The sequence below is a fragment of the Paenibacillus sp. FSL M8-0334 genome, assembly GCF_038000405.1.
GTDB lineage: Bacteria > Bacillota > Bacilli > Paenibacillales > Paenibacillaceae > Paenibacillus_AQ > Paenibacillus_AQ campinasensis.
The window spans coordinates 2,477,833-2,499,889 of the sequence record NZ_JBBOCH010000001.1 but is presented as its reverse complement, the minus strand read 5'-3'; the positions used below and the strand labels follow the sequence as shown (position 1 = coordinate 2,499,889).

22 protein-coding genes are annotated in these 22,057 nt (G+C 54.4%); 8 read left to right on the top strand and 14 right to left on the bottom strand.

Annotated elements, in window-relative coordinates; genetic code table 11:
• The first annotated feature begins 21 nt into the window (after positions 1-21).
• From aguB to MKX64_RS10925, 4 genes are all read left to right on the top strand, one after another.
• Positions 22-897 carry an N-carbamoylputrescine amidase gene (gene aguB, locus MKX64_RS10940; RefSeq protein ID WP_095265145.1) on the top strand — a complete coding sequence of 292 codons (876 nt, stop codon included), beginning with the start codon at positions 22-24 and terminating at the stop codon, positions 895-897.
• A gap of 227 nt (positions 898-1,124) precedes the next feature.
• Positions 1,125-1,952, top strand: a complete 828-nt coding sequence (locus MKX64_RS10935) for a basic amino acid ABC transporter substrate-binding protein (RefSeq protein WP_095265174.1) — start codon at positions 1,125-1,127, stop codon at positions 1,950-1,952.
• A gap of 94 nt (positions 1,953-2,046) precedes the next feature.
• Complete coding sequence (locus tag MKX64_RS10930; protein ID WP_095265146.1) at positions 2,047-2,694, top strand: amino acid ABC transporter permease; 648 nt, start codon at positions 2,047-2,049, stop codon at positions 2,692-2,694.
• Between the two features lie 10 nt (positions 2,695-2,704).
• The gene (locus tag MKX64_RS10925) at positions 2,705-3,427 is read left to right on the top strand and encodes an amino acid ABC transporter ATP-binding protein (protein ID WP_095265175.1); all 723 of its coding nucleotides are present in this window, start codon (positions 2,705-2,707) and stop codon (positions 3,425-3,427) included.
• A 121-nt stretch (positions 3,428-3,548) separates the two neighbouring features.
• Here MKX64_RS10925 and MKX64_RS10920 read toward each other — a convergent pair whose 3' ends face one another.
• On the bottom strand, positions 3,549-5,075 hold the full coding sequence (locus tag MKX64_RS10920) for a malate:quinone oxidoreductase (protein WP_095265147.1): 1,527 nt from the start codon (positions 5,073-5,075) through the stop codon (positions 3,549-3,551).
• Between the two features lie 201 nt (positions 5,076-5,276).
• Positions 5,277-5,537 (bottom strand): hypothetical protein, encoded by a 261-nt coding sequence (locus MKX64_RS10915; RefSeq protein ID WP_144029255.1) that lies wholly within the window; start codon positions 5,535-5,537, stop codon positions 5,277-5,279.
• A 121-nt stretch (positions 5,538-5,658) separates the two neighbouring features.
• Here MKX64_RS10915 and MKX64_RS10910 point away from each other — a divergent pair, with 121 nt between their 5' ends.
• Positions 5,659-6,432 (top strand): arginase family protein, encoded by a 774-nt coding sequence (locus MKX64_RS10910; protein WP_179292094.1) that lies wholly within the window; start codon positions 5,659-5,661, stop codon positions 6,430-6,432.
• Positions 6,433-6,671: 239 nt separating this feature from the next.
• Here the strand turns inward: MKX64_RS10910 and thiO are convergent, their stop codons facing one another.
• From thiO to MKX64_RS10875, 7 genes are all read right to left on the bottom strand, one after another.
• Positions 6,672-7,847: a glycine oxidase ThiO gene (thiO, locus tag MKX64_RS10905; protein ID WP_095265150.1), complete on the bottom strand. Its 1,176-nt coding sequence runs from the start codon at positions 7,845-7,847 to the stop codon at positions 6,672-6,674.
• Between the two features lie 189 nt (positions 7,848-8,036).
• Positions 8,037-8,816, bottom strand: coding sequence for a thiazole synthase (locus MKX64_RS10900; RefSeq protein WP_095399323.1), 780 nt, complete (start codon positions 8,814-8,816; stop codon positions 8,037-8,039).
• Between the two features lie 4 nt (positions 8,817-8,820).
• The gene (gene thiS, locus MKX64_RS10895; RefSeq protein ID WP_095265152.1) at positions 8,821-9,024 is read right to left on the bottom strand and encodes a sulfur carrier protein ThiS; all 204 of its coding nucleotides are present in this window, start codon (positions 9,022-9,024) and stop codon (positions 8,821-8,823) included.
• Complete coding sequence (gene thiE / locus MKX64_RS10890) at positions 9,015-9,653, bottom strand: thiamine phosphate synthase (protein ID WP_095265153.1); 639 nt, start codon at positions 9,651-9,653, stop codon at positions 9,015-9,017. Before thiE ends, thiS begins: the two co-directional genes overlap by 10 nt.
• A gap of 28 nt (positions 9,654-9,681) precedes the next feature.
• The gene (locus MKX64_RS10885) at positions 9,682-10,710 is read right to left on the bottom strand and encodes a ThiF family adenylyltransferase (RefSeq protein WP_095265154.1); all 1,029 of its coding nucleotides are present in this window, start codon (positions 10,708-10,710) and stop codon (positions 9,682-9,684) included.
• A gap of 369 nt (positions 10,711-11,079) precedes the next feature.
• Entirely contained in the window at positions 11,080-11,541 is a 462-nt protein-coding gene (locus MKX64_RS10880; protein WP_341035781.1) for a DUF2269 family protein, read from the bottom strand.
• 16 nt (positions 11,542-11,557) lie between these two features.
• Positions 11,558-12,163 (bottom strand): TetR/AcrR family transcriptional regulator, encoded by a 606-nt coding sequence (locus MKX64_RS10875; protein WP_095265156.1) that lies wholly within the window; start codon positions 12,161-12,163, stop codon positions 11,558-11,560.
• A gap of 173 nt (positions 12,164-12,336) precedes the next feature.
• Between MKX64_RS10875 and MKX64_RS10870 the strand changes: the two genes are divergently transcribed.
• Positions 12,337-12,819, top strand: coding sequence for a DUF4188 domain-containing protein (locus tag MKX64_RS10870; protein WP_095265157.1), 483 nt, complete (start codon positions 12,337-12,339; stop codon positions 12,817-12,819).
• 292 nt (positions 12,820-13,111) lie between these two features.
• Here MKX64_RS10870 and MKX64_RS10865 read toward each other — a convergent pair whose 3' ends face one another.
• From MKX64_RS10865 to MKX64_RS10855, 3 genes are all read right to left on the bottom strand, one after another.
• Complete coding sequence (locus MKX64_RS10865) at positions 13,112-14,953, bottom strand: SLC13 family permease (protein ID WP_095265158.1); 1,842 nt, start codon at positions 14,951-14,953, stop codon at positions 13,112-13,114.
• 128 nt (positions 14,954-15,081) lie between these two features.
• Positions 15,082-16,926, bottom strand: coding sequence for a YhgE/Pip domain-containing protein (locus MKX64_RS10860; RefSeq protein WP_341035779.1), 1,845 nt, complete (start codon positions 16,924-16,926; stop codon positions 15,082-15,084).
• Positions 16,923-18,974: an efflux RND transporter permease subunit gene (locus MKX64_RS10855; protein ID WP_341035778.1), complete on the bottom strand. Its 2,052-nt coding sequence runs from the start codon at positions 18,972-18,974 to the stop codon at positions 16,923-16,925. The genes MKX64_RS10860 and MKX64_RS10855 overlap by 4 nt, the downstream gene beginning before the upstream one ends.
• A gap of 155 nt (positions 18,975-19,129) precedes the next feature.
• Between MKX64_RS10855 and MKX64_RS10850 the strand changes: the two genes are divergently transcribed.
• Positions 19,130-19,693 carry a TetR/AcrR family transcriptional regulator gene (locus tag MKX64_RS10850; protein WP_230875791.1) on the top strand — a complete coding sequence of 188 codons (564 nt, stop codon included), beginning with the start codon at positions 19,130-19,132 and terminating at the stop codon, positions 19,691-19,693.
• Between the two features lie 146 nt (positions 19,694-19,839).
• Here the strand turns inward: MKX64_RS10850 and MKX64_RS10845 are convergent, their stop codons facing one another.
• The gene (locus MKX64_RS10845) at positions 19,840-20,577 is read right to left on the bottom strand and encodes an SDR family oxidoreductase (protein ID WP_095265161.1); all 738 of its coding nucleotides are present in this window, start codon (positions 20,575-20,577) and stop codon (positions 19,840-19,842) included.
• A gap of 4 nt (positions 20,578-20,581) precedes the next feature.
• Complete coding sequence (locus MKX64_RS10840; protein ID WP_095265162.1) at positions 20,582-20,863, bottom strand: Atu4866 domain-containing protein; 282 nt, start codon at positions 20,861-20,863, stop codon at positions 20,582-20,584.
• A gap of 155 nt (positions 20,864-21,018) precedes the next feature.
• On the opposite strand from MKX64_RS10840, the gene MKX64_RS10835 reads away from it, so the two are divergent.
• Positions 21,019-21,918, top strand: coding sequence for an AraC family transcriptional regulator (locus MKX64_RS10835; RefSeq protein WP_155618641.1), 900 nt, complete (start codon positions 21,019-21,021; stop codon positions 21,916-21,918).
• The last annotated feature ends 139 nt before the right edge of the window (positions 21,919-22,057 follow it).

The window sequence follows — 22,057 nt, the reverse complement described above, 5'->3', positions numbered from 1 at the left end:
CGATACAAGGAGGGGAACCGCTTGAGAAAAGTAAAGGTTGCAGCGACACAAATGAGCTGCTCGGGCAGCATCGAAGAGAATATCGCCAAGGCGGATAAGCTCGTTCGGGAAGCGGCCCGGCAGGGTGCGCAAATTATTTTGCTTCAGGAATTGTTCGAAACCCCGTATTTCTGCCAGAAGGAGAAGTCGGATTATTATACGTATGCTACAGAGCTTGAGCATAACAAAGCGGTGAATCATTTCCGTCAGGTGGCCAAGGAACTGAAGGTCGTGCTGCCGATCAGCTTCTACGAGAAGAAGAACTATGCCCGTTATAACTCGCTGGCCGTTATCGATGCCGATGGCGAAGTGCTCGGTCACTATCGCAAGAGCCACATCCCCGATGGTCCGGGCTATGAAGAGAAGTTCTATTTCAACCCCGGCGACACCGGATTCCAGGTGTGGAAAACCCGTTACGGCAAAATCGGCGTAGGCATCTGCTGGGACCAATGGTATCCGGAAGCCGCCCGCGTCATGGCGCTGATGGGCGCTGAACTGCTGCTTTATCCGACCGCGATCGGATCAGAGCCGCAGGATACGAGCATCGATTCCAAGGATCACTGGCAGACCTGCATGCTGGGCCATGCAGCAGCCAACCTGATTCCCGTCATCGCCTCCAACCGGATTGGCCGCGAGGAAGATGAGGATTCAGCCATTGACTTCTACGGTTCTTCCTTCATCGCTGGACCGCAAGGGAATAAAATCGTCGAAGCTGGACGGACCGAGGAGACGGTGCTGACCGCCGAGTTCGATCTGGATGAGCTGGAGACGATGCGGATCGAATGGGGAGTATTCCGCGACCGCCGTCCTGAGCTGTACAAGCGAATCATTACTTATGATGGGGAGACCACCCTGTAACAGACATTTATTGAAGCAGCAAGCGATGAGCGGTGCAACGTTGAACAACGTCGTGCCGCTTTTTTTCATGGTCAAAGGGTTGGGATGGCGGTTCCTTCCACATGTGCATTCCTTCACATGTTAGATTACCTCACGCAGTTCAGAAAAGTTAATTGTCACACTGACCTGATTCTGCTAAAATCTCTTTAAGATGTTATCCATAAAAATAGGGGGATTCTTACATGAACATGAAGAAATGGGGTTTGTTCCTCATCTCCGCCATATTGACCGTGTCGATTGTCGGCTGCGGATCGAATTCGAACGGCAGCGGCGAAGGTGCGCAAGGCGGCGCCTCAGAGGGAGAACAAGTGATTAAGTTCGCGACCGACGCGAACTATGCACCGATGGAGTACATGGACAAAGACAAGATCGTTGGCTTTGACATTGATTTTCTGGCTGCGGTCATGGAAGAGGCAGGCCTTCCGTATGAAGTTGCCAATACCGGCTGGGATACGATGCTAGCCAGTGTGAGACAGGGTACCGAGTATCAGGCAGGCATCTCTTCCGTATCGATTACGGAGGACCGCAAGGCAAGCTATGATTATACGATCCCTTATTTTGAATCCACGAACATGATCATGGTGAAGGAAGGCAGCGACATCCAGAGCGCGCTTGATCTGGAAGGCAAGAAGGTCGCCGTTCAGGGCGGCACCACGGCCGACATTATCGTCAGCGAGCTGTTCGGACAGAACAACCCGAATATCAGCCGCTTCGACAGCAACACCGTCGCGCTGATGGAGCTGGACAAAGGCGGCGCTGACGCCGTAGTCGCTGACAACGCCATCGTGGGCGAGTACATCAAGAACAACCCGACCAAGCATTTCATCGGCATTACCGATGTCGAGAACTTCGGTTCGGAGTTCTATGCCATCCTCCTGCCGAAGGGCAGCGAGCTCAAGGCCAAGCTTGACCCAGCGATCAAAACGGTGATCGAAAACGGCAAATATGCCGAGATTTATGAGAAGTGGTTCGGTGAAACACCGGACATTACGGTACTTCAGGAAGCGGCCGAGTAAGCAGCGGCCGGCTTTCGCAATAAGCACTGAAAGAGCATGCGTACGCATCACACCACGCATGCTCTTTTATTGACAGAAAGGAAGAGCGAATAGCATGGATTTCAGATTCGACATTATTATCGACTACATGCCGCTGATCCTCCGGGGAACGATGCTGACGATCGGAATCTCGATCCTCTCGATCATTCTCGGCTCCATCCTTGGACTTGGAATCGGATTCGGAAAGATGTCAAGCCGCTGGTACATCAGATGGCCTTTTCAAAGTTATATTAATTTCTTCCGGGGCACCCCGCTGTTTGTTCAGATCTTTATCGTCCATTTCGGGGTAATTCCGGCGATTATTGGACGCACCGATCCTTTCATAGCAGCCATAACCGCCCTCTCGCTCAACTCGGCTGCCTATACGGCAGAGATCTATCGTGCCGGGATTCAGTCCATTGATAAAGGGCAACGGGAGGCCGCTCAGTCGCTGGGCATGACGAATGTTCAAGCGATGCGATATGTCATTCTGCCCCAGGCCATCAAACGAATGATTCCGGCCTTCGGGAATGAGTTCATCGTGCTGATCAAGGACTCCTCTCTGGTGGCCGTCATCGCGGCGCAGGAGCTCATGTACTGGAGCCAGGCGATGTCCGGGCAGTATTACCGCATTTGGGAGCCTTACCTGACCGCGGCCCTGGTCTATTTCATCCTGACTTATAGCCTCAGCAAGCTGCTGAACTATATCGAAAGGAGAATGTAGCATGCAGCCTATCATCGAAGTGAAGAAGCTGAGCAAGTCCTTCGGTTCGGTTACGGTGCTAAGCGAGATCGATGCCCGCATCATGCCCCAGGAGGTTGTCGTTGTGATCGGGCCGTCCGGCTCGGGCAAATCGACCTTTCTGCGCTGTCTCAATCTGCTTGAGGTACCCGAGCACGGTGACATAAGCATCGAAGGCCAGTCGCTGATGGACAAGAACACCAACATCACTGAAATGCGCGCCGAAGTCGGTATGGTATTCCAGCAGTTCAACCTGTTTCCGCACATGAAGGTCTTGGATAACATTACACTTGCTCCGCTCCGGGTTCGGAAGTGGGCGCCGGACAAGGCCAGAGCGAAGGCGATGGAGCTGCTCCGCAAGGTCGGCCTGGAGGACAAGGCGAATATGTATCCTGCCTCTCTGTCTGGCGGTCAGGCGCAGCGCGTGGCCATTGCCCGTGCGCTGGCGATGGAGCCGAAGGTGATGCTGTTTGACGAGCCAACGTCGGCGCTTGATCCCGAGATGGTCGGCGAAGTGCTGACGGTCATGCAGGATCTCGCCCGGGAAGGCATGACGATGGTGGTCGTCACGCATGAGATGGGCTTCGCCCGTGAAGTCGGAGACCGCGTCATCTTCATGGAGGGCGGAAGCATTGTGGAGGAAGGGCCGCCTGATCAGCTGTTCTCCAACCCGCAGCAGGAACGCACCCGTTCCTTTCTGTCAAAAGTGCTATAAGTATCTTGTCCCGAGTATCGCCATCATCCAGCATGAAGCTGATATGCAAAAAAAAAAAAGAGGTTCGATTGCTCCATGACGAGCATAATCGAACCTCTTTCATGTTATTCACAGATAATTCTTATGCAAGCGCAGATGTCTTGTCTCCGTGACCCGACGCGCCATTGCCGTTCGTTAATCCCAGCGTCCGCGATGTCTCTGCCTGGATCTCCCGAAGCAGCGCAGGCTCTTGCAGTAAGGAGGTGCCGTATGCAGGAATCATCTCTCTCAGCTTCGGCTCCCATGCCTTGATATGCTGCGGGAAGCACTTGGAGATTACCTCCAGCATGACCGACACGGCGGTCGATGCGCCCGGCGAGGCGCCGAGCAGTGCAGCAATCGAACCATCGGCAGCGCTGATCACTTCCGTCCCGAATTGCAGGGTTCCTCTCCCGGAAGCTGTATCTTTGATGATCTGAACGCGCTGGCCAGCCACCACAAGCTCCCAGTCCTCGCCCTTGGCATTAGGGACGAACTCGCGCAGCGCTTCGAGGCGCTGCTCCTTGGACAGCATCAGCTGCCCGATCAAATATTTGGTGAGCTGGAAGTTCTTCGCACCCGCAGCCAGCATCGTCACCAGATTATGCGGCTTCACCGAGGTGATTAGATCAAATATCGAGCCGTACTTCAGAAACTTCGGCGAGAAGCCAGCGAATGGCCCGAAGAACAGCGACTCTTTGTTGTTAATGACGCGGGTATCCAAATGCGGAACCGACATCGGCGGAGCGCCTACTGCCGCTTTTCCGTACACTTTGGCATGATGCTGGGCCACAACCTCCGGATTGTGACATACCATGAACAGCCCGCTCACCGGAAATCCTCCGATACCCTTGCCTTCCGGAATGCCCGATTTCTGCAGCAAATGCAGGCTGCCGCCTCCGCCGCCGATAAAGACGAACTTGGCTGCATGACGGCGAACGGCGCCGCTGGCAAGATCCCGCACCTTAAGTTCCCATAAACCTTCGCTATTTCGCTTAATATCATCAACTTGATGATTGAAATGCATACCGACATTGTTCTTCTGCAGATGATCAAATAGTAAACGTGTTAAAGCGCCAAAGTTGACATCGGTGCCTGATTCAATCCGTGTAGCCGCAATCGGCTGATCCACGATCCGGTCCTTCATCATCAGCGGAACCCACTGCTTCAGCAGATCCGGATTATCCGAGTATTCCATGCCCTCGAACAGAGGATTAACCGAAAGCGCTTCAAATCTTTTCTTCAGAAAAGCGACATTCGACTCCCCCTGAACAAAGCTCATGTGAGGCACTGGCATAATAAAATCCTTCGGATTGGATATGACGCCGCTGTTGACGAGATAAGCCCAGAACTGCTTGGAGAACTGAAACTCTTCATTCACTTGAATCGCTTTGCTAATATTGATAGACCCGTCTGGCTGTTCCACGGTGTAGTTCAGCTCACACAGCGAAGAATGCCCGGTTCCGGCATTGTTCCATTCGTTGGAACTTTCCTCCCCTGCGGCCGAGCGCCTCTCAAATACGGTGATGTCCCATTCGGGTACTAATTGTTTCAGCAGTGATCCCAAAGTTGCGCTCATAATGCCCGCACCAATTAAAATTACGTCGGTTTTCGTTTGTCGGTTGTCCATATTTACCGTCCCTCTACCCTACGATTTTGCAGGAAGGATGAAAGGCGCTCCTGCTCAGACGCCACAATAAGCCAGGGCGCGCTTGCATAGCATGCCACACCCTTCGGATCCAAGATGTCCTATTCCTAGTGTATCACTATTATTTGTAGATTTTAATATCATATTTATCTAAATTTTTTATAGATTGGATAGGCGCATGACTTATAACCGAATCATTGGAATAGGGCAGGCCCACGAACCATCAACGACGGCGCCCGTGTTCCCGCCCTTTGGGGTAAATTCCACAAAATCATGGACGACCATTTCATCATAGTCCGACTTGCCTGCCTCTATCCTGACCAGCATGACCGACATCTCCGGCTGCTCCCCACTGGTGAACTGGAGCGGCGAGAGGAAGCGATATTGGGCATGAGCCTCCGGGAACATCCGCTCCGTCGCTGCTTCCTCTGCAGTGATGAACACAGTCGTGTGACCTTGTACATGAGAAACGGCAAAATTTTATGATAAACTTAATCATGGCAGCGCTCATCCTTAACGATTCGGAATGAACATGAAGTCTTATTTCTGTAAGGAGATGATGATCATGGGACTTCTACATCATGATGTGACGGTGCTTGATTTTGATCATGTGTACGAGCAGCAGCCTGCTCTAACGGAGCGGGCCGACGCGTGGATTGATTTGTCCAATATCGAGGCCACCAATCTGTTCTGCACCCAAGAAGCGATGGAAGAGATCCGCCGCAGGCTGGCGGCCCGGAAGACGAGCGGGATTACCTACATCGGCAGCGGCAACTATCATTATGTGTCTTATGCCCTGCTCAGCGAGATTGACCGCCCGTTCACCCTCGTCTTATTCGACAATCATACCGATGCCAAGCGTTCGGATCAGCTTCCGGGAATGTTGACATGCGGCTCATGGGTAGCAGAAGCGATGGCCCATCTTCCCTCGATGCGGCAGGTCGTCTGGGTAGGCGTCCGCTCTGACCCGTTTCCATCCTGTTCTGGCAATCGTTCCAGAACCGTGCTGCTACCTGAATTGAAACATCCCGAGCAGCTGCTGTCCGCCGTTGGCACGAACGATATATATATCAGCATCGACAAGGATGTGCTGGATGAAGCTGATGCAGTCACCAACTGGGATCATGGCAAAATGCGCCTGAAACAGCTGATTGTGGCACTGCACACACTCATCATGAGCAAGAACGTGGTCGGCATCGACGTATGTGGAGAACTGAAAACCTCCCCCGCAGATGAATGGAAATACGCGGAGAAGCAGCGTCTGAATGAACAAGCCAATCTCGCGATCCTCGAAGCCGGCATGTTCCAGCAGAAGACAGACTATAAGCATATAAGCTAGCCATTAAGAGTCCGAAGCACCGGTGTCTGGCCATGGAATGATCCGAATAAACCGCCAAGGTCTGTTCCGACCGCTGCCGGCCTTCCCGGTCCATCTTTCTAGTCATCATCGACGTTCCGCTCGATACATACAGAGCCAGAAGCCGTGCCGCTTCGGGCTGGCTTATCACTGATGATCGCCTCATGGCCGGACCACCACGGCCAAAGCAGACAACAGCAAAAGGAGCTGTCCCTAACTAACTAGGGGCAGCTCCTTCTCATTGCGTGGGCAGCACCAGCAGCATCCACCCGGGTGACCGCCGTCCCGAATCGGTCGGGACGGAACGCCTGCTGCCATGCCGGGAGGGGCTTGCCCTCGGCACAATCCGCAGCCAGCATCGCCGTCACGGGACTGAGCAGTATGCCGTTGCGGTAATGCCCTGCCGCCAGCAGCACCCGATCCGCATGCGGCAGGCGGCCGATCAGCGGCTGGCCATCCAGCGTCGACGGCCTCAGCCCTGCCCAGCGGTGAAACGGCTTCAGCCCTTCAAGCACGGGCACCACCTTATGGTTCCACTGCATCAGACGGCGGATACCGCGCTCAGTCACGCTGGAATCGAAGCCCGCGATATCTTCAGACGCGCCGCACACCAGTGTACCGTTTCCTTTCTGCACCATATACCCTTGGCTGCAAAAAACCATATGGTTCAGCGGCGTCCTGTTCTCACCCCAGGCGTAAGCACAGATCTGGCCCCGGATCGGCTGCACAGGAATCCGGACGCCGAGCAAGTCCGACATCGCGCCCGCCCAGGCTCCGGTACAGACAAGCAGCTGATCTCCTGTGAAAGCACGACCACTGCGGGCCCGAACCTCGATCCGATCCTTCCACTCGACCAGATCCAGAGCATCCAGATGCTCATGAATGCGAACCCCTTCCTGCAAACAGGCTGCCTTCAGCGCTTTGACGAAATCCGGAGCATAAATATGGTGTTCCTCCGGCGTCAGGAGCGCGGCTATCGCCTTGCGGGACAGTCCCGGCTCCGCGTCAAACAGTTCCTGGTCCTGCAAAACAACCGCGCTCGAGCCGTAGTCCCGCTGCCAGTTCATTCGGCTTTCGAGCGCCAGCAGGTCCGCTTCATGATAGGCAACATACAGGCTGCCGCACGCGGTATACTCAAAGTCCATTCCGGTCAGCTCCCGAATCTGCTGCTGCCAGGCCGGATACAGCTGCAAGCTTTCCCTGCAGAGCATAAAGAACGCATCCGGAGCTTCCAGATTCTCCGAATATGGCGCCAGCATGCCGGCCGCTGCGCCCGACGCCTGCCCGCCGCAGGAGGCCGTTTCCAGCAGGCGCACTTCTGCGCCGCGCCGGCGCAGCTCCAGCGCGCAGGACAACCCGATAATTCCGCCGCCCATGACGATGATCGTGTCGTTCATCTTCTCAGCTCCTTTTTTCTATCCCCTGTAGTCGGGAATTTCCCCCGCCACTGTACGGTGCCCCGGCCACCAAAGCTACCCTAGCGCAGGAGTTACCCGGCAGGCATCACCCCCACCGCCTCTCCATTACGACCGTTGAAGCCCATCAGCAGCCGGATGATTCCCTTTCGCTGCGCGGAGTGAGCGGCTTTATTTGACGATCAGTGACGCCATGCCGCTGCTTGCGGACGCATACCGCTTCTTCGGCATCCGGCCGGACACGTACGCTAATCGGCCCGCCTCAATCGCCATCCTCATCGCTTTCGCCATGCCTACAGGATCCTTCGCTTTGGCCACCGGCGTATTCATCAGAACAGCGGACGCGCCCAGCTCCATAGCAAGGGAAGCATCGCTGGCCGTCCCCAGACCGGCATCAATGATGACCGGCACCCGAGCCTCCTCCACAATCAAACCGATGTTATACGGATTCAGAATCCCGAGCCCGGTGCCAATCGGAGCGCCGCCCGGCATAATCGCCGCTGCGCCGGCCTCTTCCAGCTTCCTGCAAATGATCGGGTCATCCGAAATATAGGGAAGAACCGTAAATCCTTCACGAACCAGAATCTCCGTCGCCCGCAGCGTCTCAATCGGATCTGGCAGCAGTGTCCGCTCACTTGCGCTGATCTCCACCTTTACCCAGTCGCTCAGCCCTGACGCTCTGGCGAGACGGGCAATTCGTACAGCTTCATCCGCCGTCCGGGCTCCGGACGTATTCGGAAGAAAGATAAATGCGCCAGGCTCGATATGCTGAAGAATGGAATCATCCTCGACCGCATCCAGATTGACTCTGCGAATAGCGAAGGTCAGCACTTCTGCGCCAGAGGCGGAAATGGCTTCCTGCTGCACGAGCGGGCTCGGGAACAGGCCGGTTCCTAGAAAGAAGCGGGACGACATCTCATGCTTCCCGATCCGCCAAGTATCTGCACTCATCTGCTCAACCCCCTCCTACAAAATGAACCAGTTCGATTTTCATCCCTGGCATGACTGCAAAAGCCGGCCACTGCTCCGCCACCAGCACTTCGCCATCCACCTCGGCCACCACCGGCTTGCCGGAGAGCCCCAGCTTGTCGATCACTTCAGCGAGTGTACGTGACTCCAGCTGAAGCTCCCGCTTGCTGCCGTTAATGATCAGCTCCATTCCCTCATCCCCTCGCTTTTTAGCTTCTCGATGAACGCCCTGCATGTGCCCGTAACATCATCACTGCCGACAATTTCGCTGATCGCGCAGACACGCCGTGCTCCCGCACGGATCACCTCATCCACATTGCTCAGCTTGATGCCGCCAATGGCCACGAAGGGAATCGAGATGTTCTCCGCCACTTCGGTAATATAGGATAAGCCAACCGGGCTGACAGCGTCCGCCTTGGTCTTCGTCGCATAGACCGGACCGGCTCCAATGTAATCGGCTCCCTGCTGCTCTGCCAGCCTCGCTTCCTCTAGCGCATGGGTCGAGATGCCGATGATTTTGCCCCCGACACGCCGCCGGGCCTCTTCAATCGGCATATCTCCCTGTCCAAGATGAATTCCGTCTGCGTCCACTTCCAGCGCCAGCTCGACATCATCATTCACGATGTACGGTATTCCGTATTTGCGTGTTAACACCCGCAGCGCCTTCGCCTTATGCAACATCTCGGCCTTGCTGCTTGTCTTGTCCCGGAACTGTACAATATCCGCCCCGCCCAAGATCGCTTCCTCCATCACTTCCACCAGATCTCTACCTGGATGGAAGTTCTCGCCGGTAATGGCGTACAAGCTAAAATCAACCATGTCTAGATACCCTCCTTGCTCATATTCATCAGCTTCCGATATAACGGGCCACAAGCGTCTTCGCCCTGGCCGGGTCGTCCGTGCCCTGAACGAGCAGCCGCCCATCTGCAAACAGCACCAGCCGTTCGCCTTCCGGCAGCGTCGCCCGGAGCAGATAATCATTCACCTTCGTGTTCCGCACAGCCGGACTCAGGCGCTGATGCCACAGCGCAAGGTCAAACGGCTCATGCCCCGAGATTTGGATAGAATCCCGGCCGCACAGTGACAGCAGCGTCGCTTCCTCCTCCCGGAGCGCCGGATACTGCTTAAGTCCGCAGCAAGGACAGGCTTCCCTCGGCTTGCCAAGCTTCATCGCATAATACTGGTTATGCCATATATCCAGTGTCAGCAGGCTGTCCCTTCTCGCCTCCGCGGCTCCGCTCAAGTACTTCAGCGCCTCCACCGCCTGATAAGAAGCCACAATATCGACAATCGGCGAGATGACTCCAACCGTGTCACAGGTCTGCCCACCGGCGTCCGCCGACTGGATGAAGCAGCGCAGACATGGCGTTACCCCCGGGATGAACACAGCGCTCATCCCGCGCGAGCTCACCGCCCCGCCATACACGAACGGAACGCGCTTCGAGAAACAAGCATCATTCAGCAGAAAACGGGTCTGGAAATTATCCGTTCCGTCCAGCACCAGATCCACATCCTGAATCAGTTCAAGCACGTTCGCTGGCGTCACGTCCGTGAATACCGCTTCCAGCTCAATTTCTGAATTTATACGCTGCAGCTTGTTCCGGGCTGCCACCACTTTCGGCAGCGCCTCGGCCGCATCCGCTTCATCAAACAGCATCTGTCTCTGCAGATTGCTTGGTTCTACATAATCCCGGTCCACCATTCGAACGCGTCCGACGCCGGAACGAACCATATGATTAGCCAGCACCGTGCCGAGCGCGCCCATCCCTATAATGCAAACCGTGCTTTCCAGAAGCTTCCGCTGGCCCTCCTCGCCAATCGGAGCGAACAGCATCTGTCTGGAATAACGCTCCTTCAGTCCACTTTCCTTCCCCATAAGTCGGATCACTCCCGCATCTATCAAAATTCCTGATCACAGCTCGACGTTCGATCCAGAGAACGACACTGGATTGGCGGGACAACTTAGCCCCGTTCTCTCCCGAATATGCAAAAAAACCATTCGAGAATACACGAATGGCTTATAACAATTCGAACGATATTCTCTACGCCAGCATTACCTGGATCAGATTAACGGTCCCGAGCACAAGGCTCTGATCTCAGCCGGACTTCATCCAGCACCCGCATTCTATTCAGTTTGGAACTAGCATAACGAATCATGGCCATTTTGGCAACTGGCATTCGGGGGGACTAGCCTGCTCAGCATGATGCGCACCCGAGACCCCTCCACCGAGCGTCACCCCTAAACCTAAAACCCTTTCATCACCATCAAGTAAAGAATGACTAACGGTAATAAAGTGGCGGCCGTCCCATATATCGCCCATAAACGGGATGCCCGCTTATATTCCGCAGAGATTACACCGCTCTTGGCACTCTCGCCGCTCAGCCGGATCATTGTGCGCTGGAGCGGAATGAGCACAGCCAGCCAGATCACTCCGGTCACGGCAAACAGGCCTAGTGAAAGCGTAAGCCAGTTCAGACCCGACCATGAGAAGCCTGATACGCCGGCCATCACCCCGCCAGATAGGATAATCAGGGCGAGGCCCGGTATCGTAAACACATAGTCCGCCAACATGACTTGCTTGGCCGTGTGATGAATCACATGCGGATTCCCGGTCTGATCGGCCTTGATTTTCCAAAATGCCGCAGTCACCACATTTCCGACCATGAAGAGGACACCAATCAAGTGTACGATTAACCACATTCCCATAATACGCTCATCCTTTCTATTTCCCCTCTTTCGGAGGGTTCAACATACTGGTCATCCACGCGGTGATATCATGCGCTTTGAAGACCGCCTCTGTACCCGGGATGCTGGAGCGGATCCGGAGACCGAGCGTCATCAGCGTAAACATCTCTGCCGTTTTGTCCGCCTCGACCGATTCAGGAATAACACCGTAGCGCTGTCCTGTCTCGATCCACAGCCTGGACAGATACACCGACCGATCGTAATACAGTTTCAAGGCCTCCCCAACGACAGGGTCCTTTTCCTTGCCAAGCAAATACAGCAGCACCTTGTTGGTCACGTTAAGCGGATTCTCATATTGGATAATGCTTTCCGCGATCTGCTGCATCGGCTCCTCAAAGCGGCGGTGCCCTTGCTCAATCTCGCTCATGAAACGCTGGTTTGTTTCCTCAAGCCCTTCTTGCAGCAGCCATACAAAGATCTCGTCCTTGCTTTTCACATAATGAAAAATCGCTCCCTTGGACAGGCCGGACCGGCCCACGATGTCCTGCATCGTAATGGAATTACAACCCTTTTCTTCAATCAGCGCCCGGGTCGCCTCCATTAAACGTCTCGTCGTCTGTTGTCTGCGTTCCTCCTGTTTCAATAGGTCCCCTCCCATGCAAAAGTAAGTGATACACTCATTATAAATACCGACCGTTGGTTTGTAAATGATTATGGAGTCATTCATTCAGCATTTTCACAGCCATTCCCGTTCTCCTCCAATATAATGCGTTGTATGATGGAAGCAAATGACTCAAGCTGATTAGAGGAGGTACGATGGGAAATTCTATTTTCACAGGGCCCTATACGACGGACAACAGCGAGGACATCGTAGTATTTATCATTGGTATGCGGATTAACAAGCCGCTGGCTGTTCATAAGTGGCTGCCTGTGTTTCACGCTATGCCCGGCATGATTCGCGAGCTGTATACCCACAAGGAGGAGCTGGGCTTCTTATCCATGGAGAGTTATTTTGGGCTGCGTACCACGGCGATGATCCAGTACTGGCGTTCGGTGGATGATCTGATTGCCTATGCCCATAACAAGAAGCACATGGCTGCATGGGAGAATTTCAATAAGCATGTCGGCCATAACCCTGCCGTCGGCGTATATCATGAAACGTATCAGCTGCAGGGCGGTGCTTATGAAGCGATGTACAGAAACATGCCGAAGTACGGTCTCGGAAAAGCGATGCCGCACATCCCGGTGACCCCCAAGAACAATTCCGCCCGAAAAAGACTGGGCTCGCATCAGCCATAAGAGAAAAGACGGAATCGCCAAGTCATATAAGGCATGCGTCCGGCTGGTACACCAAGCTTTATGCCTTAGCAATAAGCAAGCCTTATGCTGCGGCTCACCCACAATGTCCCTTCTCGGTAGCCGGTCACCCCCGCGGCCATCTGGCAATCACCGGGCAGCATGGCCCACTTGGCCATGTCCAATCATCTTCGTGGGTATATGAAAAAACCCCTCTTGCGAGGGGTCTACCGAAATATATAATGCCTGAAAATCACGACTAATCACAACTATTAACGCCTGGAAATCATGCCTTTTAAAACGGGAAAAACAACGGCAGCACCGTAATCATCACTACAGCGACGATCACCTGCAGCGGTAAGCCCACTTTGACAAAATCCATGAAGGCATAACGTCCTGCCGACATCACCAAGGCATTCGGCGGTGTGGAGAACGGAACCGCAAAGCACATGCTGGCTCCGATGGCCACCGCGAACAGGAACGCATACGGGCTGACCCCGAGCTCCACTGCGGAAGCCAGCGCGATCGGTGCCACAAGCACGGCACACGCCGTATTGCTGATGAAGAGCGTCAGCAGCGATGTTAGAGCATAGATTCCCGCGAGCATAACATGCGGGCCGAAGCTTCCCAGCATGTCCACAAGTCCATTGGATAACAGGCCGGCTGCCCCCGTCTTCTCAATCGCAATGGATACAGGAAGCATGCCGCCAATCAATACGATGCTTTCCCAGTTCATCGTTTTGTAGGCATCCTCCATGCTGCGAAGACAGCCGAACAGCACCATCAGGACGGCGCAGATCATGACCGAGGCTACCGCCGGAATCACATCAATAATGAGCAGGCCGACCATGAGCAGCATAATGCCGGCGGCAATCGGCGCTTTATGGTCAAGCGTTACCTTCCGCGCCTCCTCAGCAGGCTGTCCGACAACAACGACATCTGTCTCCTCGGCCAGCAGCGCGATATCCTTCCACGCTCCCTGGACCAGCATCGCATCTCCGTAACGCATCCGCTCATCCTTCAGATGATGCAGGATGACCTCGTCCTTGCGCCGGATCCCCAGTATGTTCAGCCGGAATTTCTCCCGAAATCCTGATTCGGCCACCCGCTTGTGAATGAGCGTTGAGGAGGGAGCAAGCAACACCTCTGCTATCCCGATATCCCCAGTGGTGAGCGCAGCTTCTGCAGCTTGATGGTCGAGAAGCATCAGCCCGCAATCCTCGGCCAGCACCTTTACATCTTCAAAGGCGCCATGAACATACAGAATATCCCCTTCCTGCAGCTCCGTCTCCGAAGTGGCCACTTCCTGCGGAATCGTCTTGAAGAACTGATTCTTCATGGACATCCTGCGCCGGACTTCGATGATATTCACATGATACCGTTCCGACAACCGCAGTTCCTTTAACCTTTTTGAGCATAGTGGCGAATCGGCATTCACCTGCACGCGATACAGATTCTGCCCCAGCCGATATTCCGCCGCAATCGCCTTCGTGGAGCGAGCCTCCGATCGCTGCGTCAGCCCATCCTCCTGCCTCGGCAGCCACCTGCGCAGAAACAGCATGCAGATGATCCCGACGGCAAGGGCGAGCAGACCGATCGGCGTGAAGGAGAAGAAGCGCAGCCCTTCGAATCCTCCGGCCACCAGCACATCCTGTATGACAAGATTGGGCGGTGTCCCGATCAAGGTGAGCGCTCCCCCCATGCTGCTGGCGAACGCAAGCGGCATCAGCAGCCGAGCCGGATTGACGCCGGCGCTCATCGCCATGCTGACCACAATAGGCATCATGACCGCAATCGTTCCCGTGTTGCTGATGAATGTGCCCATAAAGCCTGTCGCCAACATTATGACAATGAGCAGCCGGGTCTCGCTCGTCCCCGCCAGCTGGAGTAGCTTGCCGCTGATCAGCTTGGCGAGTCCAGTCTGAAAGATTCCCCCGCCGACCACGAACAGGCCGGCCATCATGATCACCACGGTGCTGGAGAAGCCCGACAGCGCCTCGGTTGGGGTTAAGATTCCGAACAGCATCAGCGCAATCAACGCGCCGATCGCCACCATGTCCGAGCGCACCTTGCCGGATATAAACAAGACCGATGCCAGCACCAGCACCGACAACGTAATGACAATATCGATATTCAATGATGTCGGCTCCCCTTCTGTTTATGAGTCAGTTCTCATCTCTATCTCTAGTATCTACAAGCATTATAGCATTGTCGGGCTGGTGCCACTATGCGGGATGTCTCTCAAATCCAATCTATTCTAGCGAGCTAGAACCAACCTTTGAACAGATTGGCGAAGCGGTCCCAGAAGCCCGCCTTGGCCTCTTCCGGAGCCTCTGTCTCTTCAACCTCCGGAATCTTGATCCCTTCGGTCTTGAACACAAACTGAACCGTGTTGATCGTCGTATTCTTCGGCGATACATAGGAGACCGGCTCAAAGTCCGATTTGTCGAACTCGGCCATCATCCGGTCAGCCTCGTCCTTCATCTGATCCGGCAGATCCTTCGTGGAAGCATAGAGCTCGTCGGTGCCGTCATGCAGCTTGCCTATGCCGTTCTCAAACTCAGCGGTGCCCTCGGACAGCGCGCCTAGGCCGCTGTGCATCTCTTCATAAGAACTGGACAGCTGGCTGATGCCCCCGGTGTACTCGACCAGTCCGGCATGAAACTCCTTATAATTCGTAGACAGGAGCTTGATTCCTTCCTGCAGCTGGACGAATGAAGCTGCGGCAGCATCTGCCTCGCCCTGCGAAGCGGCCAGCCCTTGGGACATCGCATCCAATTGATTGGCCATCTCGGCCAGGGAAGCGCGCACTTGTCCCAGCACGCCATCAACCGCATCAAGGCCTGCCTTCACTGCCGAGTAAGTCCCCTTCGCGGTCTGGGCGGCCGCATACGTCTCAACCAGCCGCTCGACAACCGCAGGGTCTGCCCCGCTGCCGTACAGCTGCTGAATGTCCGCTTCCGATATCGCCTGTTCCGGAATCGCCGCCATGGCCGACTGCAAGGCGGTATGCGCCTTCGCATAATTCTCTTGCAAAGTACCGAGCCCCGTGGCGGTCTCTCTAAGCCCGCCGGCAATCTGGGAAAGCCCGGTCACAAGCTGATTCAGGTCCCCGAGACCGGATTCGTCCATCCCTCCGTCCAGGGATGCATGCAATGTATCGAGCGCCTGAGCGATGCTGCCGGACGCATTCACCAGCTCGGATGAGGAGTGATGAATCGTGGAAATGCCGTTCTTGTATTCCTCTGAGCCGCTGTGGAGTTCCTTCATGCCATCGTTTAATTCATGGACCCCGTTCAGCAACTCCCCGACGCCTTCATGCACTTCGCCGATGGCGTTCGTCAATGCGCCCATATCCTCCGTCATCCCATCCAGATCCGGCGCGTCGATCGACATGGAGGAAGGAATGGCGGTGATATCAATCCCGTCCAGCTCGAACCCGGCTGCATCCGCCTCGACAAGCAGATTCGCATGCTTCTCGGGCATGACGGTGAAGGTCACTTGCTGATTCTTCCCTGCGTTGGCTATGACACCGTCAGGTGCCTGGATATTGCGGAAAATCTTCGTATCGAGCGAGAGCGACACCTGCAGCAAGTAATTCTGGAAAAATACCTCGTCCACTTCCTCGTTCGACGATGTCTCAATCTTAATTTGCACGTGGCCCTCTGCGCCGGCGAGATCCTCAGGGGCAATCTCCTTCCCGTCCAGCAGATAAGACACGGAAATATTCCAAGGCAATGCCGCATCGTTCATATTCCCCTGATAATAGAACTTCCCCTTCGGCGCGGCCACTTCGACCGCATCGCCTGTTTGCTCCAGGGGGGACATGTCAGTCAAATTTTTCAGGCTGGTGTACGTGCCGTAATCTGTAATTGTCCCCGCTTGTTCAACGTCCAGAACGTTGACAACATATATTTCTTGCTTATCGCCGGTTGCCCCCAGCCTTGCATAAACCACTTCATCCTTGGCGGAGACAACCCCCGCCCCTTGCACTACCTCTTCACTGGATGTGCTGCTATTGCTGTTCTGTGAAGCTGTCACAAGAAAAGACGGAAGCAGTAGAATGACAGCAGCGAAGACTAGCAGAACCCTTTGTATACTCTTCATCATCTTTTCTCCTTATAGAAATTTGCTTTCCAGGTCGTTGTGGCAATCAACTTATCAAACACTGCGAGACATGCCGGCAGGAAGAAAATAACCATAATAAAGGCAAGCAGTGCGCCTCTTCCCAGCAGCAGTCCAATCGAGCCTACAATCGGGTTGGAGGAGGTGATCCACAATATGAACCCGACACTCGACAGAATCGAAGCGGAAATCGCAATGGCAAATATTTTCTCATCCAGCGTCTTCTTGATCGCTTCGCGAACCGTCAGCTCCTGCCGGTGCTCCCGGTACGCATCCATAAGCAGAATCGCATAGTCTACGGTTGCCGCCAGCTGAATGATGCTGATCAGCAGATACCCTACGTACACCAGCGTTGTATCCGAGAAGTACGGAACCGACAGATTGATCCACACAGCTGACTGAATCGTTAACAGCAGGATCACTGGAATGGAGATCGATTTGAAGGTAATCAGCAGCACCAAGGCAATCGTCAGAAGAGTTAACAGATTGACCTGTCGATTATCTTCCTGCACCGTATTTCTGATATCGTACAAGGTCACGCTTTCCCCGACCAGATGTACATCCTCGGAATAATAAGAAGCCACCGTTTCCTGCACCTTCTCAATTAAGCCGAAGGCCTCCTCGCCCTCATTCTTCGTATTGGTCTGGAGGATGATCCGGCTGTAATGCTCGGAATAAAACTGCTCCGTGATCGAAGCGTCCAGATACTCTGGAGGAATCGCCGCACTGACGGTGTTGACGTATGCCAGCACGCTTGTAACATGCTGAATGCCCTCCAGATCCCGCACCAGCTCCTCTTCCTTGGCAACATCCCCCTTAGGAACCAGCAGCACCATCGGTGTGCTTTCCCCGAAATGAGCCTTGATCTGGGCTATATCCTTGCCCGCTCTTGTCGTCTCGGGCTGATCGCCAATGCCATAAGTGAACGTGGTCTGCGCCTGTGCGAGAAATGCTGGCACCACCAGCAGAAGAACGACAAGCAGGCTGCCAACCCTGACCTTCACCACGGCTTTGCCTACATTTTTAATGGCCGGAATGAACGGTTTGTGCTGGGTCTTGTCAATCCATTTGTAGAAGAGCAGCGTCAATGCAGGCAGGAACACCATGACGCTAATGAAGCTGAGCAGAATTCCTTTGACCAGATTAATGCCCAGGTCCGAACCGATTTCAAACTTCATGAACGACAGTGCAATGAACCCAAAGAAGGTCGTCGATGCACTGGCCGCAATCGCCGGGAAGGAGCTTTTCATCGCGAGCCGCATCGCTTCCTGCGGATCCGCTACCTTCTTCCGGTAGTCAGAGAAGCTGTGCAGTAGGAAGATCGCATAATCGAGCGACACCGCCAGCTGCAGTATCGGGGCGACCGACTGGGTGATAAACGAGACTTCCCCCAGGAACAGGTTCGTGCCCATATTAATGAGAATCGAGACACCTATTGCCGTTAAAAAGAGCAGCGGTTCCACCCATGATGTGGTGGAGATCACCAGAATGATGATAATGATCGGAACGAGCAGCGCGGCTGCGAACAGCGATTCCGAACCTGCCATCTTCTGCTGTGTGGCCGTGTTCACCGATTCCCCTGCCATGGCGTTATCCTCGCCGATCAGGCTGTATATGGCGTCGGTAACCGCCACTTCATCCCCATCCCGGATGCTGAACATATACAAGGCTGTTCCGTCCCTGTAATACGTTCTTACTGTCTCTTCATCCGCCATTTCAATCGGCGTCTTCAGATCGAACGCATCATCAAGCCAGGTTACATCCGATACGCCGTCGATCGCCGCAAGCTCCTCCTTGAACGCAAGCGCCTCTTGGAGCGTGACATCATGGATCATCACACGATTGGAAGGAACACTCCCTTCGAATTCCTTCTCCATCGTGTCCATCGCAGCTGTGGACGGAGCACCTTCGGGCAAATAGTCCTTCATATCGTAATTGACCGATACCCCGAACTGTGCGAAGATGCAGATCACCGTAAGTATAGCGAATACGATCGCAACGGCTTTTTTATACTTGAGAATTCTTGCTGCCATACTTATTCTAATGCACCCTCTCTTGCCCATTATTCATCTACACGCTATCATTATATCGACACGGTGTTGCTTACTCAACATACAGTTCATTAGAATCCGTAAGTTACCCGACACAATCGGGAATTATGTTGGATAAACGGAAGAAGGAGCTCGATATGGCTGCATTAGACCGGCGTAAAAAATACACACGGATGGTGCTTAGAGACAGCTTGATCCAGCTATTGAAGGAAAGACCACTATCCTCCATTACCGTGAAGGACATTTGCGAACTGGCCGATATCAACCGTTCTACTTTTTATGCTCATTATGCCGATCAATATGATCTGCTGGAGCAAATTGAGGAAGAAATTATAAAGGATTTGGCCGGATATCTGAACCAGTTCCAGTATGAGAATGAACAGGATGCCCTTCCCGTGCTTGAAAACTTGTTGGAGTACTTTGCTTCCAAGCGAGACACCTGCCAAACGCTGCTTAACGAGAGAATGGATTCTTCCTTCCAGCTAAAGGTCATGACGTTTGCCCATCAATACTTTATGGAGCACTGGTCTGCCGTGAAGCATCTTGACGAGGATCTGTCCGAATACATGAGCACATTCGTTATTAGCGGATGCATCCATGTGATGAAGGCTTGGCTCAGCAATGACATGGACAAGTCCCCGCGGGAAATCGCGGAAATTCTGTATCATCTGATTAATAAAGGGCTGTTCGGAAAGGAATGATGCGAGCCTAATCCGAATCTCCCCAACTTGGCATATACAGATAGCCCCAAAAAAAGCCCAGCCTCACGGCTGGGCTTCGTCTACGCTGGCATATGCGGCAGACAGTACGCATTTCCCGCCGCTTAGGCAGCGGACAGCTTAAGGCGTTATGCCCGCTGCGCGGCAGGCCGCACAACAAGTTCATTCACATCCACATCCGCGGGCTGTTCAATCGCATAGGCGATCGCACCTGCGATGGCTGAGGCCGGGATCGCATGTCGGCGGTACTCCTTCATCAGCGCGGCAGCTCCCGCATCCGATATACTGTCCGCCAGCTCGGACTCCGTAACACCAGGCGACACAAGCGTCACGCGAATGCCCGGACCGGCTTCGAGGCGAAGCCCCTCGGTGATCGCACGCACCGCGTACTTCGTTGCACAATAAACCGCCGCGGTCGGCGATACCTCATATGCGCCAATGGAAGCGATGTTCACGATCTGGCCGGTTCCTTGAGCCTTCATAACAGGCAGCACTGCGGCTATACCGTGAAGGACTCCACGAATGTTCACGTCGATCATGCGGTTCCACTCATCAATTTTCAACGCTTCTAGCGGAGACAATGGCATCACTCCCGCGTTGTTCACAAGCACATCGACCCGCCCATACTGCTTACGGGCCAGCGCGACGATGGCCTCCATCTGCTTGGGATCGGTCACATCAAGCGCCTGATGCACCGCCGAGCCGCCGTCCGCCTCAATAGCGGATACCAGCGCCTTCAGTCGCTCTGTCCGCCGAGCCCCCAGCACGACATGGGCACCGCGGCTGGCGAGCAGACGCGCGGTCGCTTCCCCAATTCCGCTGCTCGCCCCTGTAATGATGATCACTTTATCCTTTATAGGCAACATGGTCTTATGCCTCCTCATTCTCATGTCGTTCTTCGCGATAGAGCACCATGCCGGCGTGATACAGAACACCCTCCCGAAAATCCCCGTCGGCCGTAAAGCCCGTATCATCCACATACTCGATATGGTCCCCGTCTATCGTGTAGCGGCCCTGATAAGCGCTTTGGCGGGTGCCGCGCGCTTCGTCATAGCGTCCGTTCGGCAGCAATTCATGCCGTATGAATCCGTCTCTAGTGACCCACATGCCGACATACGGATGCGGGTACGGATGATGATCGTGATTGCCCATTCTTCCCTCTCCCTTCACCTCATACATCACTTACACACTCATTATGACGCCTGCAGGAAGGCCAGCGGTAGCCGGATATTACACCCCGTTTGCCTAATCTTCCGGAAATTCATACAATGGTAGGAGTAGACTAACAGGAACGGAGGGCATGAATGATGGTTGATAAACTGCCGGGCCCAAGTGCGGAGCTCGTTGAAGCGATGAAGCGATACGCAGCTGCCGACGGCACCCATGAAACCACAATCCCGTCGTTGCGGATCATCCGGTCTTCGCAGGTGTCGGAGCCTGTGCACTCTGTATACGAACCATCGCTCTGCATCGTAGCCCAGGGCGCCAAGATCGCGATGCTGGGGGAGGAGAGCTACCGCTACGACCCGTCCAGTTATTTGACGGCTTCAGTTCATCTGCCGATTGTCGGACAAGTGATTGAGGCCTCCCCGGAAGCCCCTTATCTATGCCTCCAACTACAGCTGGATCGTCGCGGATTACTGGATGTCATCCAAACGGCTGGATTATCGGCGCCCGCCGAACCCGGGGCCCGGCGTGGCCTGGTCATCAGCCGGATGAACGATGGGCTGAACGACGCGGTTATAAGGCTTGTCCGGTTGCTCGATGCCCCGCAGGATATCCCGGTTCTTGCCCCGATGATCATCCGCGAGATCATCTACCGCATCCTTCAGAGCGACCAAGGCGGCAGCATGAGGCAGTTTGCTCTTATCGGCAGTCATGCTCAGCGCATCGCGAGCGTTCTCGAACAGCTTAACCGAAACTTCGCGAAGCGGCTATGCATCGACGACCTGGCTGCAGAAGCGGCCATGAGCAAGTCGTCGTTCTATGAAGTTTTCAAAGAAGTGACAGGCATGAGCCCGCTCCGATACCAGAAACAGCTGCGCCTGCAAGAGGCGCGCCGCCTGCTTCTCTCTTCCTCGATGGACGCTTCTGATGCTGCCTTCGAAGTCGGGTATGAAAGCCCCTCCCAATTCAGCCGCGAGTATGCCCGCATGTACGGCCAGCCGCCAATTCGGGACATTCGCCGCTTGCGGGATTCCCTTTAGACCGGCCTCTATCTACGTGATAAGGACTACCACCAGAACATGTCGCATCAGCTACAAGAGAGGTTCCGCTTATGGTTATAGTTGAAATACGACTATATATGTAACAATCTATGAAACTCCTTAACAAACTATCATATTT

Coding starts and splice junctions, on each gene's coding strand:
- MKX64_RS10935 (WP_095265174.1), top strand. CDS start 1,125: ATGAAGAAATGGGGTTTGTTCCTCATCTCCGCCATATTGACCGTGTCG.
- MKX64_RS10930 (WP_095265146.1), top strand. CDS start 2,047: ATGGATTTCAGATTCGACATTATTATCGACTACATGCCGCTGATCCTC.
- MKX64_RS10920 (WP_095265147.1), bottom strand. CDS start 5,075: ATGGACAACCGACAAACGAAAACCGACGTAATTTTAATTGGTGCGGGC.
- MKX64_RS10910 (WP_179292094.1), top strand. CDS start 5,659: ATGGGACTTCTACATCATGATGTGACGGTGCTTGATTTTGATCATGTG.
- thiO (WP_095265150.1), bottom strand. CDS start 7,847: ATGAACGACACGATCATCGTCATGGGCGGCGGAATTATCGGGTTGTCC.
- MKX64_RS10900 (WP_095399323.1), bottom strand. CDS start 8,816: ATGAGTGCAGATACTTGGCGGATCGGGAAGCATGAGATGTCGTCCCGC.
- thiS (WP_095265152.1), bottom strand. CDS start 9,024: ATGGAGCTGATCATTAACGGCAGCAAGCGGGAGCTTCAGCTGGAGTCA.
- thiE (WP_095265153.1), bottom strand. CDS start 9,653: ATGGTTGATTTTAGCTTGTACGCCATTACCGGCGAGAACTTCCATCCA.
- MKX64_RS10885 (WP_095265154.1), bottom strand. CDS start 10,710: ATGGGGAAGGAAAGTGGACTGAAGGAGCGTTATTCCAGACAGATGCTG.
- MKX64_RS10880 (WP_341035781.1), bottom strand. CDS start 11,541: ATGGGAATGTGGTTAATCGTACACTTGATTGGTGTCCTCTTCATGGTC.
- MKX64_RS10870 (WP_095265157.1), top strand. CDS start 12,337: ATGGGAAATTCTATTTTCACAGGGCCCTATACGACGGACAACAGCGAG.
- MKX64_RS10860 (WP_341035779.1), bottom strand. CDS start 16,926: ATGATGAAGAGTATACAAAGGGTTCTGCTAGTCTTCGCTGCTGTCATT.
- MKX64_RS10855 (WP_341035778.1), bottom strand. CDS start 18,974: ATGGCAGCAAGAATTCTCAAGTATAAAAAAGCCGTTGCGATCGTATTC.
- MKX64_RS10850 (WP_230875791.1), top strand. CDS start 19,130: ATGGCTGCATTAGACCGGCGTAAAAAATACACACGGATGGTGCTTAGA.
- MKX64_RS10845 (WP_095265161.1), bottom strand. CDS start 20,577: ATGTTGCCTATAAAGGATAAAGTGATCATCATTACAGGGGCGAGCAGC.
- MKX64_RS10840 (WP_095265162.1), bottom strand. CDS start 20,863: ATGGGCAATCACGATCATCATCCGTACCCGCATCCGTATGTCGGCATG.
- MKX64_RS10835 (WP_155618641.1), top strand. CDS start 21,019: ATGGTTGATAAACTGCCGGGCCCAAGTGCGGAGCTCGTTGAAGCGATG.